The sequence below is a fragment of the Mesorhizobium sp. B264B1B genome, assembly GCF_020165765.1.
Lineage (GTDB): Bacteria > Pseudomonadota > Alphaproteobacteria > Rhizobiales > Rhizobiaceae > Mesorhizobium.
Window position 1 is genome coordinate 1 of sequence record NZ_JAIUIS010000009.1, and the last position, 13,752, is coordinate 13,752.

Here is a 13,752-nt window from a genome sequence, read left to right on the forward strand (position 1 = left end):
GCTCGTCAGGCTCATAACCTGAAGGTCACAGGTTCAAATCCTGTCCCCGCAACCAAATCAAAACAGCCCGGCTCACCCCGGGCTGTTCTTGTATCCGGCTGATGGCCGCCCGCTGATTTGAGAACCCTCATCACAGCCCAGCAAACACCCAAAGCCGACGCCCAAGGTCAAAAACAAATCCCGCAAAACCAAGCCAAGCCAAGCCAAAGCCAAGCCAAGCCAAAGCGACCAGGGGGGCGGGCAAGCCGGGCCACCGCACAAAAGACAGACCTGTCGCCGAAAATAATCCAGCCGGCAAAGCAATGGCGTCCGCAGTGTAAGCCGTCAACATCTCGACCTGAACCGGCGGGTGGGTTTGTCCAACCGCCGGCATAGGTGGTTCAACTCTTGATTTCGATCCGCTTTGCCTGCGCTTGCGCTTTCGCGGTCTTCGGCAATGTAACCGTCAGGACGCCGTTCCTGAAGCGCGCTTCGACATTGTCTTGCTCTACCTCGACGCCGAGCGGAATGCGGCGCTCGAAACGGCCGTAATAGCGCTCGGAGAACTGGCGCTCCTTGTCCTCGCTCTCGGACCGCTTTTCGCCCTTCAGGGTCAGCACGTCGTCATCGAGCAGGACCTCGATGTCCTTTTCCTCCATGCCGGGCACTTCGGCCGTGACACGGACCTCCTTTCCAGTGTCGGAGATCTCGACGCTCGGCCAGCGTCCGCCGTTCGCGGCAACGGAAGGCAAGGATGGCAGACCGGAGCCGAAACCGCGGAAAACATCGTCGAAAAGACGGTTCACCTCGCGGTGCAACGACATGAACGGATCACGTTCGCCATCGCGCAGAAGGCTGGGCACCTGGCCTCGTTCCCGGCCAAAAGGAATGAGATCACGTACGCTCATTGTCTTTCTCCTCTTTGCTTGCGTCTCCACCACCGGGCGACCGGCGTCCGGTTGGTGGAAGCCCTGACCCGAATTGCCTCACGCGGCCTGTTTTTCCACTTGCACGGGCTTTGCCGCGGATTTTTCCTTGGCTTTGGCCATGCTGGTGCCGATCTCGATCTTGCGCGGTTTCATCTCTTCGGGAATCTCACGCTGAAGATCGACGGTCAGGAGACCGTTGACGAGGCCGGCGCCGGTCACCTTCACATGGTCGGCAAGTTCGAAGCGTCGCTCAAACGGCCGTCCGGCGATGCCGCGATGCAGGTATTCGCCATTGTCCTCTCCGGCACGCTCGCCGGCGATGACGAGCATGTTGGGTTCATGCACGATGCTCAATTCGTCTTGACCGAAGCCGGCTACCGCCATGGTGATGCGGTAGGCGTCGTCACCGGTCCTGGAGATGTCGTAGGGCGGCCAGTTGTCGACGTTCGCCGTGCGGCTGGCATTCTCCAGCAGGTCGAAAATGCGGTCGAAGCCTATGCTCGACCGATAGAGCGGTGAAAAGTCGAAAGCGGTTCTCATAGCCACATCCTCCTTCGCTGAGCAACATGGGTACGAGGAGTGCCAAGGATCGGCACTCCTTGACCTGCCGGCCCTTCCGGCGCCGGCGGAATCGATCTGGGAACTGACGGGCGTGGCGTCAAGAGGCCTGATCGAACGTCTCGTCGAAATTCCGGCGGCTCTTGACGCGGCCTGAACGGCTGACCATCTCGATCACGGATGGACGGTCGCCGGTGACGCCATCCGATTGCTTACTCGCAAAAAGACGTCAAAAAACGGAGGAAGTGATGAACGATATTCGGTTTCCTCAGCCGATTACCCTCGAATTATCGGATGCCCCACGCAAGGTCGCCAGCAGCTTCGAGGCTCTGGAATGCCTGGATCAACAATGGCCGAAATGGGCGCGCGGACCAAGCTGGCGCGCCGCCGGTCGCGCATGCCGTGATGCGCTGGATGGCTGGCGCAGCGGGCGTGCTGCCTACAAGGCTTTCTTGAAGGCGGCCAAGCGAGCCGGCCTGACGAGGGGCCGCTCCCCTTCGCCTCGCCAACCCCGCTCCGCGAGGATGCCAGGGGCGGCCCCGCTGATGGCTGTCAGAGCAGGATAACACGAATTCCTACCGCCCATCCTGCTCGGAAGCTCTGACTTTAGGTATGCTCAATCGAGCCTTTGAGCGCGCCGCGTTGCAGGCGACGCGCTTCAGGTTTTTTGATCCGCTCAATGTGATCCGCTCAATGGATGGCAACGATGCCGTCAACGGCGCGCCATTCCGACGGTGTGATTAGACGATGGTGTGCGACGCGCACGGAATGCAGCGCGCCGTCCAGTTCGCTTTCCCAATAGCCAAGGAAGCCCTTCAGCTCCGGAAAATCGGGAGCGAGGTCGTATTCCTGCCAGACATAGAGCTGCAGCAGGTTGGGGTAGTCAGGCATATAATAGTGAATCTCGGCCGTGGTCAGGCCGTAGCCATCCATCTGCAGGCGGAATTCTCTGCTGACCGCAGTCACCATATGTTTCTCCTTTCGCTGACGACCTCATGCATTCATCCTGGCGAAGTCGTGCCGGAATTCGTCCGGCGTGGACCGCGGCGCCGGCACGTCGATGTCGAGCTTGCATAGGGCCTCCATGATGTGGTCGAAGCAAACCGGCCGCTCGACTCCCGGCGGCAGGCGCAGTTCCGGCATCGACTCCACCGCGCAGGCATCCGAGGCCCAAGACGACAGGATCGCCCGCTTTTCCCAGAGGTCGAGCGCGTCGTCTTCCAATACCTCGTCAGGATGTTTGAAGTGCCTCGCCGGCGAAAGCAGCCGGTCAAGCGAGGTGTCGGGCGTGTCAGTCAGGGAAGGCATGATCGGCGAAAATTTATGTCGGTCCATCGCTGTCCTCCGTCTGCAAAAACTCCTCGATAGCGTCCAGTTTCCGGCTGTGCTTCGGCAGCGCCGGCCAGGATAATCTTGTTAGCTCTTCACCAAAATTCAAGCGGTGAAATCGTCGACTTGGCGAGAATCCCCGCATGATAACAACGCGTTGGCACTCTCATGCGACGAGCGCCAAAATTTTTGCGCCAACCTCTTGAAACCGGAAAATTCCAAAACTAGCTCGATATGCGCGCGCGATGCCTGAACAAGGGTCGCGGCACCTCGTGCCGGGCCGATATTGCCGGTCCGGCGCGGAGGAACCTCAAAAACTGTTTGTCCTTGAAGGAGAACGACATGACGTTCCGCCCATTGCACGACCGTATCCTGGTCCGCCGCATCGAAGCCGAGGAGAAAACGGCTGGCGGCATTATCATTCCCGACACAGCCAAGGAAAAGCCGCAGGAAGGCGAGGTGATCGCCGCTGGCCCGGGTGCCCGCAACGAAGCCGGGCAGCTACAGCCGCTCGACGTCAAGGTGGGTGACCGCATTCTGTTCGGCAAATGGTCCGGCACCGAGATCAAGCTCGGCGGCCAAGACCTGATCATCATGAAGGAAAGCGATGTGATGGGCGTGATCGAGCAGACCGCGACCGTGAAGAAGGCCGCCTGACGGCTTCTTGCCAAGTTACCAGTCAACGAAAGCTGCCTAAATTGAAGGAGTGATCCAATGGCTGCCAAGGAAGTGAAATTCCATACCGAAGCCCGCGAGAAGATGCTGCGCGGCGTCGACATTCTGGCCAATGCGGTGAAGGTGACGCTCGGTCCCAAAGGCCGCAACGTCGTTATCGACAAATCCTTCGGCGCGCCGCGCATCACCAAGGATGGTGTGACGGTGGCCAAGGAGATCGAACTGGAAGACAAGTTCGAAAACATGGGCGCGCAGATGGTGCGCGAAGTCGCTTCGAAGACCAACGACATCGCCGGCGACGGCACCACGACCGCGACCGTTCTTGCCCAAGCCATCGTCAAGGAAGGCGCCAAGGCCGTCGCCTCGGGCATGAATCCGATGGATTTGAAACGCGGCATCGACAAGGCCGTGGAGGCGGTCGTTGCCGAACTGAAGGCCAACGCTCGCAAGGTGACGAAAAACGACGAGATCGCCCAGGTCGGCACCATTTCGGCCAACGGCGATCCCGAGATCGGCCGGTTCCTCGCCGAGGCGATGGAGAAGGTCGGCAATGAAGGTGTCATCACGGTGGAGGAGGCCAAGACCGCCGAGACCGAACTGGAGGTGGTCGAAGGCATGCAGTTCGACCGCGGCTATCTCAGCCCGTACTTCATCACCAACCAGGACAAGATGCGCGTCGAACTTGAAGAGCCCTATGTGCTGATCCACGAGAAGAAACTGTCCAACCTGCAAGCCATGCTCCCCGTCCTCGAGGCGGTCGTGCAGTCGGGCAAGCCGCTGCTGATCATCGCCGAGGACGTGGAAGGGGAGGCGCTCGCCACGCTGGTCGTGAACAAATTGCGCGGCGGCCTGAAGGTTGCGGCCGTCAAGGCGCCCGGCTTCGGTGATCGCCGCAAGGCGATGCTGGAGGATATCGCCATCCTCACCGGCGGCACGGCGATCAGCGAGGATCTCGGCATCAAGCTCGAAAACGTCACGCTGCAGATGCTGGGCCGCGCCAAGAAGGTGGTGATCGAAAAAGAAAACACCACCATCGTCGACGGCGTTGGCCGCAAGGAAGAGATCCAGGGCCGCATCGCCCAGATCAAAGCGCAGATCGAGGAGACCACCTCCGACTACGACCGCGAGAAACTGCAGGAGCGGCTGGCGAAGCTCGCCGGTGGCGTCGCCGTCATCCGTGTCGGCGGTTCGACGGAAGTCGAGGTGAAGGAGCGCAAGGACCGTGTCGACGACGCGCTGCATGCGACCCGTGCGGCGGTCGAGGAAGGCGTACTCCCGGGCGGCGGCGTCGCGCTGCTCCGGGCCGCCAAGGCGCTCGATGCCTTGCCGATCGACAATGCCGACCAGAGGACCGGTGTCGAGATCGTGCGGCGTGCGATCGAGACCCCGGTGCGCCAGATCGCGGAGAACGCCGGCGCCGAGGGCTCGATCATCGTCGGCAAGCTGCGTGAGAAGAGCGAGTTCGGCTGGGGCTGGAACGCCCAGACCAACGAGTTCGGCGATCTCTACGGCCAAGGCGTCATCGATCCGGCAAAGGTCGTGCGCACCGCGCTTCAGGACGCCGCTTCCGTCGCTGGCCTGCTGGTCACCACCGAGGCGATGGTGGCCGAGAAGCCAAAGAAGGAGGCCGCGACCCCTGCCATGCCCGCCGGCGCGGGCATGGACTTCTAGGACGCTGGGAGGCCGCCCGCTCCCACAAGTGGGAGCGGGCGCTTCCCGGGGAAAGTTTGGAGAGAGACCACTATGACCGGTATCGGTTCCGTTTCGGCGCCCACGCATCCGGCAAACGAATTTCTCGCCTACGAGGCAGAATGCAGGAGCGTGCTGGGGCCATTGTTGATGCGCGTTCTCGACATGGCCGAGTCCGCAGGCTGGAGCCGCCGAACGGCGGCGTCGACGCTGATGTTCCTGGCCGCGCAGCATGTGTCGGCAGCCTCGGAAAGCTCCGGCGGCTCAACCAGGGATGGAGGACGCGATCATCGGAGCCCCACAGCAAACGATGGACCGATGTCCGGTTGGGAGGAGGACCGACATGATCGTGGGCCAATTGCGTGAATGCCTGAAAACGTTGAGGTGGAAAGCGGCAGACCTCGTCGACGAGCTTGGTTGCCCGCAAAGCCAGGTCGCCGCCTGGCTCGATGGGCGGGCGCTTCCGCCGCTTTCCGTCCTTGCCTGGCTCGAGGCGCTCGCCAGGGCGCATAGGGCGCTACCGGCGCCCGGCCGAGGCTCGCCGGTGCTCAAGCCAAGCCGGGTCGAGCCAGCCGAGATCAGGCTCGCGGCTGCCGGAAATCCGACGACACCGGCGCACCCGCCCTATCCGCGCCGACCTGTCTTCGCGCACCAGGCTGCCCGACATGCTTCGGTTCGTTTGCCGTCGAATGGAGGTTTAAACCATGGCACAGATGCGCTTTGAAGAACCCGTGACGATCTTGGTCGGAATGGGGCTTCCGGTGACGATCGAGACTGCGATGGAAGCATATGCCGTGCTGCAGGACTGGCCCGTTGCCAGCCGGAACGGCGCCCATGCCGTCGCCCTCAACGCTTGCAAAGCCGGCATTGCCGGCGAGATCGATGCGGAAACCGTGCGGGCGACCTTGATCGCCTTCGCGCGCCGCAATGACATTCTGGTGCCGAATATGATCTCGCCTGCGAGTACCGCGCCCAGCGGCCGCACCGTGCGAGCGGATTGAGGATCTATACGCGACCTATCGGTGAGCGCCCGGCGACCAAAACGATCAGCCCGTCAGCCTTGAGCTGGCGGGCTGTCTCCGTCGCCTCAGGCCGTTTCGACGAGACGCGAGCGTTTCTTCTCGGCGGCCGCCAGCAACTCGACGAAGGCGCGGACCTTGGCTGGCCGGAACCGGGCCGGAGGGAAAACGGCATGGATGCCGCCGGCAGGCAACGTCCAGTCGGCAAATACCGGCACGAGACGCCCCTCGGCGATATCGTCGCCGACACTGTAGTCGGGAAATACGCCCAATCCGATACCGGCGAGCACGCAGGCAAGAGCCGCCGGGCTCTTGTCGCACATGATGACCGGGTTGAGTTCGGTCAACACCGTTTCTCCCTCTCTTGAAAACAGCCATTGGCCGATGCCGCGCAGCTGGGCGTTGCCGACCCAGGCAAGCGATCTTGCCTGGCGCGGGGTGACATCGGGCGGCAGCCTTGCGGCGAAGGTCGGGTTCGCCACCACGACCTGCTGTATCGTGCCCAGGCGCCGCGCCTGATTGGAGGAATCCGCAAGCCAGCCGACGCGGATGCCGAGGTCGATCTGCTCGTCCACCAGATTGCTGACGGCGTCATCGAAAATCGCCTCGACGCGCATATGCGGATAGGTTCGGAGATAGGCGGCCATGACCGGCGCAACGATCTTGGTGCCATAGTCGAGCGGCGCGGTCAGCCTCAGCATTCCCTTGGGTTCGATCGCCCCGTGCGAGATCTCGCCATAGGCCGCTTCGGCTTCGCGCAGGATGATCATCGCGCGGTCGTAGAAGAGGCGACCCTCCTCGGTCGGCGTGACACGCCGCGTCGTGCGCCGCATGAGCGTCGCGCCCAATTCCTGTTCAAGCCTGCCGATCTGGTGGCTGACCACGGCCTTGGCCACGCCAAGCCGGTCCGCCGCCGTGGTGAACGAGCCTGTCTCCATCACCGTGGTGAAATAGACAAGCCGATTGAGATTCAGGAGTTCGGTCACATGCTTTGTCTGATTAGATCAGACAGTTTGTATTATTGGGCACCGTTTATTGCAAGACCATCACCTGCCACATGTAAGCCAAGACATTTGGCGGACGGGGCAGCCAACGCCACCGCAACGGAGACCGGGCGACCGTGGGCAATCCAGAAGTGACCTATCTTTTCGATCCGCTCTGCGGCTGGTGTTATGGCGCAAGCCCGATGCTCGAAAAACTGTCCGCCAGCGGCGTGCGCGTCGAGCTCTTGCCGACCGGCCTGTTTTCGGGGGCAGGCGCTCGGCCGATGGATGACGGTTTTGCCGCCCATGCCTGGGCGAACGACCAGCGCATCGAGCGGTTAACGGGACAGGTTTTCACGCAGGCCTATCGGGACAACGTGCTGAATGTTCGCGGCACGTTGCTGGATTCCCATGCCGCGACCCTCGCGATTACCGCAGCGGGCCCGGAAGATCCCGGCCGCCGGCTGGCCGCGCTGAAGGCGATCCAGAACGCGCGCTATGTCGATGGGCGCGATATCGTCACGGTCGGCGGTGTCGCCGAGGTGCTCGCCGCCGCCGGCATGGCCGATGCCGGCGAACTGGTGAAGGCGCCAACCGAAGGATTGCTGACAGCTCACCGCGAACTGGTCGGCCGAGGCCGCGCGCTGTTCCAGCGCTTGCATTCCAATGGCGTGCCTTCGCTCGCCGTCATCCGCAACGATGCGCCGCGCCTCATCGGTTCGAACGCGCTGTTCGGCAGTTTCGACAATCTCCTCGCTCATATCGCGGCCGCGTGACCCCCAACCCACCTCCAACAAGGAATGGAAAAAGACATGGCAAAAGTCGCTCTCATCGGCGCATCGGGCGCAGTCGGTTCGCGCCTGCTCAAGGAACTCTCCGGCCGTGGCCACACGGTCACCGGCATCGCCCGCAATCCTGAAAAAATCGCCGCGCTGCCTGGCGTGACGGCCAGGAAGGGCGACGTCTTCGACAAGGAAGGCCTCGCCAAGCTGGTCCGCGGCCACGATGTGGTGATCAGTTCGGTGCATTTCCTCGACAGCGATGCCGACACGCTGATCGCCGCGGTGCGAGCCTCCGGCGTGAAGCGTTACCTGGTCGTCGGTGGCGCGGGCAGCCTTGAGGTCTCGCCTGGCAAGCGGCTGGTCGACACGCCCGAATTTCCTGACATCTACAAGGCCGAGGCGCAGAAGGGCGCTGACTTCCTGGACAAGTTGAAGACCATCGATGACCTCGACTGGACGTTCCTGTCGCCGTCCGCCATGTTCATCCCGGGCGAGCGGACCGGCAAGTTCCGCCTCGGCAAGGACACGCTTCTGGCTTCGGACAAGGGCAGCAGCATTTCCTTCGAGGATTACGCCATCGCGATGGTCGACGAGATCGAGAAGCCCGCCTACATAAAGCAGCGCTTCACCGTCGGTTATTGACTAGGCAGGCCTGGCCAGCTCGAAAGCGAAACGGCTTTCGGAGTTGGCGAGCCCAGCTGCTTCTTGTCCATCAACGTTCTAAACGTCGCCCGTCATTATCGCTCGCAGCCATGCCATGATGGCATCGAAGTCGATCGGTTTCGTCGTGTCGACGTCGAAGAGCGGGCCGCGCCGCAGCGGTTCGGCGCGCCTGGCGAGTTCGATCAGTTCGGGGATATAGGCCGCGCCTGGATGGCCGGCGGGACGCTGGCCGAGCCGGGCGCCATAGCGTTCGGCCAAAACCTCGCCCGGCGCGTGGCACCAGATTTCGAAAGTCTGTTCGACACCGGCATTCCTGAGATGATCCTCAAGCAGCTCGCGCGGCTGGAAACCGAACCAGGCGTCGACGATGAATGTGGAGCCCGCTGGGGCTTCGCCGACGACTGACCAGATCGCCTGATAGCTGGCGCGGCCGAGCGTGCGGTTGAATGCGCGGTCGCCGCCGCCGAGCACCTCGAGAAACGGATTCTTGATCGTGTCGAGCGCAAGCAACGGCCATCCCCTGCGGTCGGCGATGCCGCGCGACACCGTGCTCTTGCCGCTGGCCGGGATGCCGTTGACCAGCACGGCGCGCCTGGCCGCGCCGGCTTGCACAAAATGCCGGCCAAAAATCGGCGCTGTCGCCCTGTCTGTTCCGGCCAGCGCCTGCAATCCCGCCCCGATCACGCCGGCGTCGTCGCCGAGCTGCGCCGGCTCGACCGGGCACTGGTACCACGGCGCCAGGACCGGCGCGCGGCCGAGCGCCTTGTGTGCCGCCCAGCCAAGACCGCCGCCGAGCAGGACGACACCGGGGTCGAACATGGCGACGCTGGTATCGATGGCGGCACGCAAGGGCATTGCCCAGACTTCGAGTATAGCGCGCGCCTGGACGTCTCCGGCGGCGTCGCGGGCAAAGAGCTGGTCGATCGAAAGGTCGGGACGCAAGCCGGCCCGCGCGATGTGACGGCCAAGCGCGGTGCCTGAACTGGTGGTTTCGACACAACCGCGCCGGCCGCAGGCGCAGATCTCGCCATTGACGTCGACAGTGATGTGGCCGAGCTGCCCTGCCGTTGCCCGGCCACGCACGATCCGCCGATCTTGAGCGACGGCCCCGCCAATGCCGGTGCCGATGGTGAACATGGCGACGTCGTGATGACCCCGGCCGGCGCCGAGCGCCATCTCGGCGACCAGTGCCATGTTGCAATCATTGTCGATGACGACGGGCTTGCCGGCCATGTCCTCCAGGCACTGCGCCAGCGAGACGGAGGCCAGATTGACGTAGCCGCCGGACAGGACCGCGCGGCGATGCGCATCGACGCGGCCGGGAACACCGATGCCGATGGCCGAAACCTCCGATGTGTCGAGCCGGCGCACCATCCCGGCGATCCGCGAGAGCACAGCCTGCGGGTCCGGCGCGCTCTTTTCGGAAAGACGTTCGAGGATTTCGCCGGCGCCCGAAATGCGGGCGGCCCGCAGATTGGTGCCGCCTATATCTATCCCTATGGTGAGAGGCATGACGTCCTGCACGTGCCGGTGATCCAACGCGGATATCAGGCGGCGGCCTTGCGCCGGTGATGCCCGATTACCGCCTGGATCTCACGCAATCGCGGCACCGCGATGGTCTTAAGCCTTTCGCGCTGAATGTCACGATCGAGCGAGATGCAGTCCTTCCACAGCGAGCGGCCGGCGATAACGCCGGAGGCGCCGTTCTGCATGGCAATCTCGACCTGGCCGAGGAAGGTGGCGTGGTTGACGCCGGCCGAAAGCACCGCCCACGGCACCTCGCCGGCCATTCTGGTGATGTTGGCGCAGGCCTCCGGCGTTCCGGGATACGGAAGCTTCAGCACCTTTGCCCCGCACTCCAGCGAGATTTTTGTGCCTTCCTCGACAAGCCACGGCGTCTTCGTCGCATAATCTTCAGGGCTTTCGCCTTCGAGCTGATAGGTCAGGAATTCGACGACGAGCAACAGATCTTCCTGCCCGAAATCGGCGATGCATTGGCGCAGGATGGCAATGTTGTGCTCATTCGCTTCGGGCTTGTCGGCCCGCAGATACACCATGATCTTGCCGCCCGTGCCACCCAGTTCGCGCACGCGGCGCGCATCGATGCCGGGGACAAGGCGCGACAGGCGATAGCCTTCAGGCGAGACGTCGAAACCCGAGGCGTCGAGGCCGATAAGCAGCGCGGTATCGCGGTTCAGCACGCCCTCCTCGACAACCCGCGGCACCGCGCAGAGCGGGTCGAGCAGCACGCAGGACGCAGCACTTGCAAGGTAGCGCGTTATGTCGGCCTTGGTGTCCCCGAGCATGTCGTTGGTGATCCTGGCCTGTTCGGCCGGATCCGACGCCAGCAAGGTGCGCATGCCGCCGCGCTGGTCGCAGGCGATGGCCACCATGGCCCCGTCCTTGCCGCATATCTGCTGATAGCCGCGCAACTCCGCGGTGGTCATCTTTGTCATGGTCTCTGTCCGATGTTGGCGCTCTCTCGCCGAGGGCGCGAATCCCGTGGAAACAAGAATGTTCAGTTTGCCCGCCTGCCGGCAGGGGAGAATTGCCGTCTTGATGCGCCGTCCATTGCCCGGAAAAGCACACCTTGCCGGCGCCTGGGCAGGACGGCCTCAAGTTGCGAGTTCGCCGGATTTGCGCGATAACTCCCATCGGCGTATACGTGTGTAACACGTTGCTGAAAGGAATTGCAAGCTGGCTGTCCCTCCCATTCAGGATGCGACCGCATCGCGCACGATGCTGCACACGGTCGCCAAACTGCATTACGAGGCGGAGATGTCGCAGGTCGATATCGCGCGGCAGCTTGGCGTCTCCACCGCGACCATATCGCGCCTCTTGCAGCGGGCGCGGGCGGAAGGGATCGTCCGTATCGAGGTTCTCGATCTGGCGGCACCTGAGGAGATCACCGGACAGCTAATCGATAGGCTAGGCCTGCGTGACGCAGCGGTGGTCGAGACGCCGGCCGCAGGCGCGCTGACGGCGCTGGCCGGCCCGCTCGGCGGCCTTCTCAAGCAGGCGCAATTGGTGGCCGGCTCCGTGGTCGCCATCGGCTGGGGGCGCGCGGTGCGCGAGGTGATCCGCGCCGGCCTGCCGCGCATTCCGGGCGTGCTGACCGTTGCCGCCACCGGCGGCATGCAGCAGCACGCGGCGCATTTTCAGGTCAACGAATTCGTCCGCCTCGCCGCCGAGGAGTTCGGCGGGATACCGCACTTCATTCATGCGCCCTATCTGCCTTCCAGTGAATTGCGTGAAGTCTTCCTTGGTGATGCCGCCATCAGCGATGCCGTCGCGCTGTGGGACAGGACCGATGTGGCGATCGTCGGCATCGGCCTGCCGCATGCCATCAATGCACCCGAGGCGAGCGCAGCCACGCCGAGCGAGCAGGCGCTGGTCCATGCGGCCGGCGATGTCCTTCGGCATTATTTCGATGCCGATGGCGCGCTGATCGCCTGGGAAGGAGAGGGCCGGATGATCGCTATGTCGCCGGCGCAGCTCCGCGCCGTGCCGCTGGTGATCGGTGTCGCGGCGTCGCCGGAAAAGGCGACGGCCATCATCGGCGCCGCTCGCGCCCGGCTGATCAACGCCGTGATAACGGATACGAAGACGGCGCAAGCCATCCTCGCTACCCTGCCGCCGCGATAGTGCCGCCCGCCGCCCCGCCGCCGCATTCCAGTTCGCGAGGGCGATTTTACGAAATCGGTTGTGCCGCCGAGAAGTCGAGGCAATAGTTCGGCGGGACTTTGTGGAGCAGTCGGATGTTGCGTGAAAAATCCGGCGTTGCGACCCGGAAAACCGAGTTGCAATTTATTTCTGCAAAGTGTTACAAGTTTGTGAACTTGGCGTGCAATGCATGCCGGGTGCCGTGGTTCTCTGACCTCGCGGAGGTGAGGAAGTGACCGTGGCTATCGTGCCGGTCGGCTGGACCGGCTGACATATCGACTGGAGGGCGCTTGGGAGGAGCTGCCCGCGAAAAGCAAACAGGCGTTCCCGGCCGTCTTGTCCCAAGCGGACGACGGCCATTCGATGTCACTTGCAACGGCAGATCTGCCAACACAATGAGGAGGATGTCATGAAGAAGATCGTTGCCGCGCTCGCGGCTCTCGCCGTCAGCGCGACGGTGCTTATCGCGCCCGCGCAGGCGCAGGACAAGAAATACACCATCGCGCTCGTTCCGGGCCTGACCACCGACGGTTTCTACATCACCATGCGCAAGGGCGCCCAGGCCGCGGCCGACGCCCTTGGCGTGAACCTGGTCTTCCAGGGCGCTCCTGAGTTCAATCCGGTCACCCAGGTGCCGGTGCTCGACGCGGTCATCGCCAAGAAGCCGGACGCGATCCTGATCGCGCCTACCGACAAGGTCCAGCTGGTCGAGCCGCTGCGCAAGGCCAATGACGCAGGCATTCCGGTCATCACCGTGGATACGTTCATCGGCACCGGCGCCTATCAGACCGGAGCGGGTGACGCCGATTTCCCGCTGGCCTACATCGCTTCGGACAATGTGCTGGGCGGCGAAATCGCGGCGCGGGCGCTTGCCAAGGCCGTCGGCGACAAGGGCAAGGTCTACGTCTCCAACGTCAAGCCCGGCATCTCGACCACCGACCAGCGCGAGGAAGGCTTCAAGAAGGAGATGGCCAACCATCCCGGCATCACCGTTCTCGAGACCCAGTTCAATGACGACGACGCCAACAAGGCGGCCTCGCAGCTGCAGGCGGTGTTCGCGCGCAACCCCGACCTCGTCGGCGTGTTCGGCGCCAATCTGTTCTCGGCGCTGGGCGCCGCCAATGGCGTCAAGCAGGCAGGGCAGACGGGCACCGTCAAAGTGGTTGCCTTCGATGCTCCGACCAGCATCGTCGACAACATCAACACCGGCCTTGTGGATGTGGCGATCGCCCAGCATCCCGCAGAGATCGGCTATTTCGGCGTCGTCTCGGCCTATGCCCACCTGACCGGCCAATCCATCCCGGTCACGATCGGCACCGGCTTCACGATCATGGACAAGTCCAACATCGCCGATCCGAACATCTCGAAGTATCTCTACTCCGAGTAAGTCCGGACCAGCTTGGCTCTTCCCGGTGCGCCGGGAGGAGCCTGTGCCGGTCCCGCCAGGGCGGGACCTGTTTGAAGGCAGCCGCGCCGCGGAGTA

16 protein-coding genes are annotated in these 13,752 nt (G+C 63.4%); 9 read left to right on the forward strand and 7 right to left on the reverse strand.

Annotated elements, in window-relative coordinates; genetic code table 11:
• Positions 1 to 380: 380 nt before the first annotated feature.
• Both LB547_RS19095 and LB547_RS19100 read right to left on the reverse strand, forming a co-directional pair.
• Positions 381 to 887: an Hsp20/alpha crystallin family protein gene (locus tag LB547_RS19095; RefSeq protein ID WP_140560206.1), complete on the reverse strand. Its 507-nt coding sequence runs from the start codon at positions 885 to 887 to the stop codon at positions 381 to 383.
• Positions 888 to 965: 78 nt separating this feature from the next.
• Positions 966 to 1,448 carry an Hsp20 family protein gene (locus LB547_RS19100; protein WP_140500457.1) on the reverse strand — a complete coding sequence of 161 codons (483 nt, stop codon included), beginning with the start codon at positions 1,446 to 1,448 and terminating at the stop codon, positions 966 to 968.
• Positions 1,449 to 1,714: 266 nt separating this feature from the next.
• On the opposite strand from LB547_RS19100, the gene LB547_RS19105 reads away from it, so the two are divergent.
• The gene (locus LB547_RS19105) at positions 1,715 to 2,032 is read left to right on the forward strand and encodes a DUF982 domain-containing protein (protein ID WP_140560207.1); all 318 of its coding nucleotides are present in this window, start codon (positions 1,715 to 1,717) and stop codon (positions 2,030 to 2,032) included.
• Positions 2,033 to 2,156: 124 nt separating this feature from the next.
• Here the strand turns inward: LB547_RS19105 and LB547_RS19110 are convergent, their stop codons facing one another.
• Positions 2,157 to 2,435 (reverse strand): usg protein, encoded by a 279-nt coding sequence (locus LB547_RS19110; RefSeq protein WP_140513827.1) that lies wholly within the window; start codon positions 2,433 to 2,435, stop codon positions 2,157 to 2,159.
• 24 nt (positions 2,436 to 2,459) lie between these two features.
• On the reverse strand, positions 2,460 to 2,801 hold the full coding sequence (locus LB547_RS19115; protein ID WP_224655819.1) for a hypothetical protein: 342 nt from the start codon (positions 2,799 to 2,801) through the stop codon (positions 2,460 to 2,462).
• Between the two features lie 336 nt (positions 2,802 to 3,137).
• Between LB547_RS19115 and LB547_RS19120 the strand changes: the two genes are divergently transcribed.
• From LB547_RS19120 to LB547_RS19135, 4 genes are all read left to right on the forward strand, one after another.
• Entirely contained in the window at positions 3,138 to 3,452 is a 315-nt protein-coding gene (locus LB547_RS19120) for a co-chaperone GroES (protein WP_140513826.1), read from the forward strand.
• Between the two features lie 57 nt (positions 3,453 to 3,509).
• Positions 3,510 to 5,141 carry a chaperonin GroEL gene (groL, locus tag LB547_RS19125; protein WP_140513825.1) on the forward strand — a complete coding sequence of 544 codons (1,632 nt, stop codon included), beginning with the start codon at positions 3,510 to 3,512 and terminating at the stop codon, positions 5,139 to 5,141.
• 72 nt (positions 5,142 to 5,213) lie between these two features.
• Positions 5,214 to 5,525 carry a hypothetical protein gene (locus LB547_RS19130; protein ID WP_224655820.1) on the forward strand — a complete coding sequence of 104 codons (312 nt, stop codon included), beginning with the start codon at positions 5,214 to 5,216 and terminating at the stop codon, positions 5,523 to 5,525.
• 338 nt (positions 5,526 to 5,863) lie between these two features.
• Positions 5,864 to 6,160, forward strand: a complete 297-nt coding sequence (locus LB547_RS19135) for a DUF982 domain-containing protein (protein WP_140513824.1) — start codon at positions 5,864 to 5,866, stop codon at positions 6,158 to 6,160.
• A gap of 86 nt (positions 6,161 to 6,246) precedes the next feature.
• On the opposite strand, the gene LB547_RS19140 is transcribed toward LB547_RS19135, so the two are convergent.
• Positions 6,247 to 7,164, reverse strand: a complete 918-nt coding sequence (locus LB547_RS19140; RefSeq protein WP_140513823.1) for a LysR family transcriptional regulator — start codon at positions 7,162 to 7,164, stop codon at positions 6,247 to 6,249.
• A gap of 134 nt (positions 7,165 to 7,298) precedes the next feature.
• Here LB547_RS19140 and LB547_RS19145 point away from each other — a divergent pair, with 134 nt between their 5' ends.
• Together LB547_RS19145 and LB547_RS19150 are read left to right on the forward strand one after the other, a co-directional pair.
• A complete protein-coding gene (locus LB547_RS19145) occupies positions 7,299 to 7,937 on the forward strand; it encodes a DsbA family protein (protein ID WP_140513822.1) in 639 nt (212 codons plus the stop codon).
• 36 nt (positions 7,938 to 7,973) lie between these two features.
• Positions 7,974 to 8,585: an NAD(P)-dependent oxidoreductase gene (locus LB547_RS19150; RefSeq protein WP_140560209.1), complete on the forward strand. Its 612-nt coding sequence runs from the start codon at positions 7,974 to 7,976 to the stop codon at positions 8,583 to 8,585.
• A gap of 78 nt (positions 8,586 to 8,663) precedes the next feature.
• On the opposite strand, the gene LB547_RS19155 is transcribed toward LB547_RS19150, so the two are convergent.
• Entirely contained in the window at positions 8,664 to 10,118 is a 1,455-nt protein-coding gene (locus LB547_RS19155; protein WP_140560210.1) for an ROK family protein, read from the reverse strand.
• 35 nt (positions 10,119 to 10,153) lie between these two features.
• A complete protein-coding gene (locus LB547_RS19160; protein WP_140560211.1) occupies positions 10,154 to 11,062 on the reverse strand; it encodes a tagatose-bisphosphate aldolase in 909 nt (302 codons plus the stop codon).
• 283 nt (positions 11,063 to 11,345) lie between these two features.
• Between LB547_RS19160 and LB547_RS19165 the strand changes: the two genes are divergently transcribed.
• Both LB547_RS19165 and LB547_RS19170 read left to right on the forward strand, forming a co-directional pair.
• Positions 11,346 to 12,251, forward strand: coding sequence for a sugar-binding transcriptional regulator (locus LB547_RS19165; RefSeq protein ID WP_140560212.1), 906 nt, complete (start codon positions 11,346 to 11,348; stop codon positions 12,249 to 12,251).
• Positions 12,252 to 12,678: 427 nt separating this feature from the next.
• Entirely contained in the window at positions 12,679 to 13,656 is a 978-nt protein-coding gene (locus tag LB547_RS19170; protein ID WP_140500438.1) for an ABC transporter substrate-binding protein, read from the forward strand.
• Positions 13,657 to 13,752 lie beyond the last annotated feature (96 nt).

Bases quoted from the DNA above. Each gene is read 5' to 3' on its own strand.
- LB547_RS19105 (WP_140560207.1), top strand. From the start codon at position 1,715: ATGAACGATATTCGGTTTCCTCAGCCGATTACCCTCGAATTATCGGAT.
- LB547_RS19110 (WP_140513827.1), bottom strand. From the start codon at position 2,435: ATGGTGACTGCGGTCAGCAGAGAATTCCGCCTGCAGATGGATGGCTAC.
- LB547_RS19100 (WP_140500457.1), bottom strand. From the start codon at position 1,448: ATGAGAACCGCTTTCGACTTTTCACCGCTCTATCGGTCGAGCATAGGC.
- LB547_RS19160 (WP_140560211.1), bottom strand. From the start codon at position 11,062: ATGACAAAGATGACCACCGCGGAGTTGCGCGGCTATCAGCAGATATGC.
- LB547_RS19135 (WP_140513824.1), top strand. From the start codon at position 5,864: ATGGCACAGATGCGCTTTGAAGAACCCGTGACGATCTTGGTCGGAATG.
- LB547_RS19130 (WP_224655820.1), top strand. From the start codon at position 5,214: ATGACCGGTATCGGTTCCGTTTCGGCGCCCACGCATCCGGCAAACGAA.
- groL (WP_140513825.1), top strand. From the start codon at position 3,510: ATGGCTGCCAAGGAAGTGAAATTCCATACCGAAGCCCGCGAGAAGATG.
- LB547_RS19115 (WP_224655819.1), bottom strand. From the start codon at position 2,801: ATGGACCGACATAAATTTTCGCCGATCATGCCTTCCCTGACTGACACG.
- LB547_RS19120 (WP_140513826.1), top strand. From the start codon at position 3,138: ATGACGTTCCGCCCATTGCACGACCGTATCCTGGTCCGCCGCATCGAA.
- LB547_RS19170 (WP_140500438.1), top strand. From the start codon at position 12,679: ATGAAGAAGATCGTTGCCGCGCTCGCGGCTCTCGCCGTCAGCGCGACG.
- LB547_RS19095 (WP_140560206.1), bottom strand. From the start codon at position 887: ATGAGCGTACGTGATCTCATTCCTTTTGGCCGGGAACGAGGCCAGGTG.
- LB547_RS19155 (WP_140560210.1), bottom strand. From the start codon at position 10,118: ATGCCTCTCACCATAGGGATAGATATAGGCGGCACCAATCTGCGGGCC.
- LB547_RS19150 (WP_140560209.1), top strand. From the start codon at position 7,974: ATGGCAAAAGTCGCTCTCATCGGCGCATCGGGCGCAGTCGGTTCGCGC.
- LB547_RS19165 (WP_140560212.1), top strand. From the start codon at position 11,346: ATGCTGCACACGGTCGCCAAACTGCATTACGAGGCGGAGATGTCGCAG.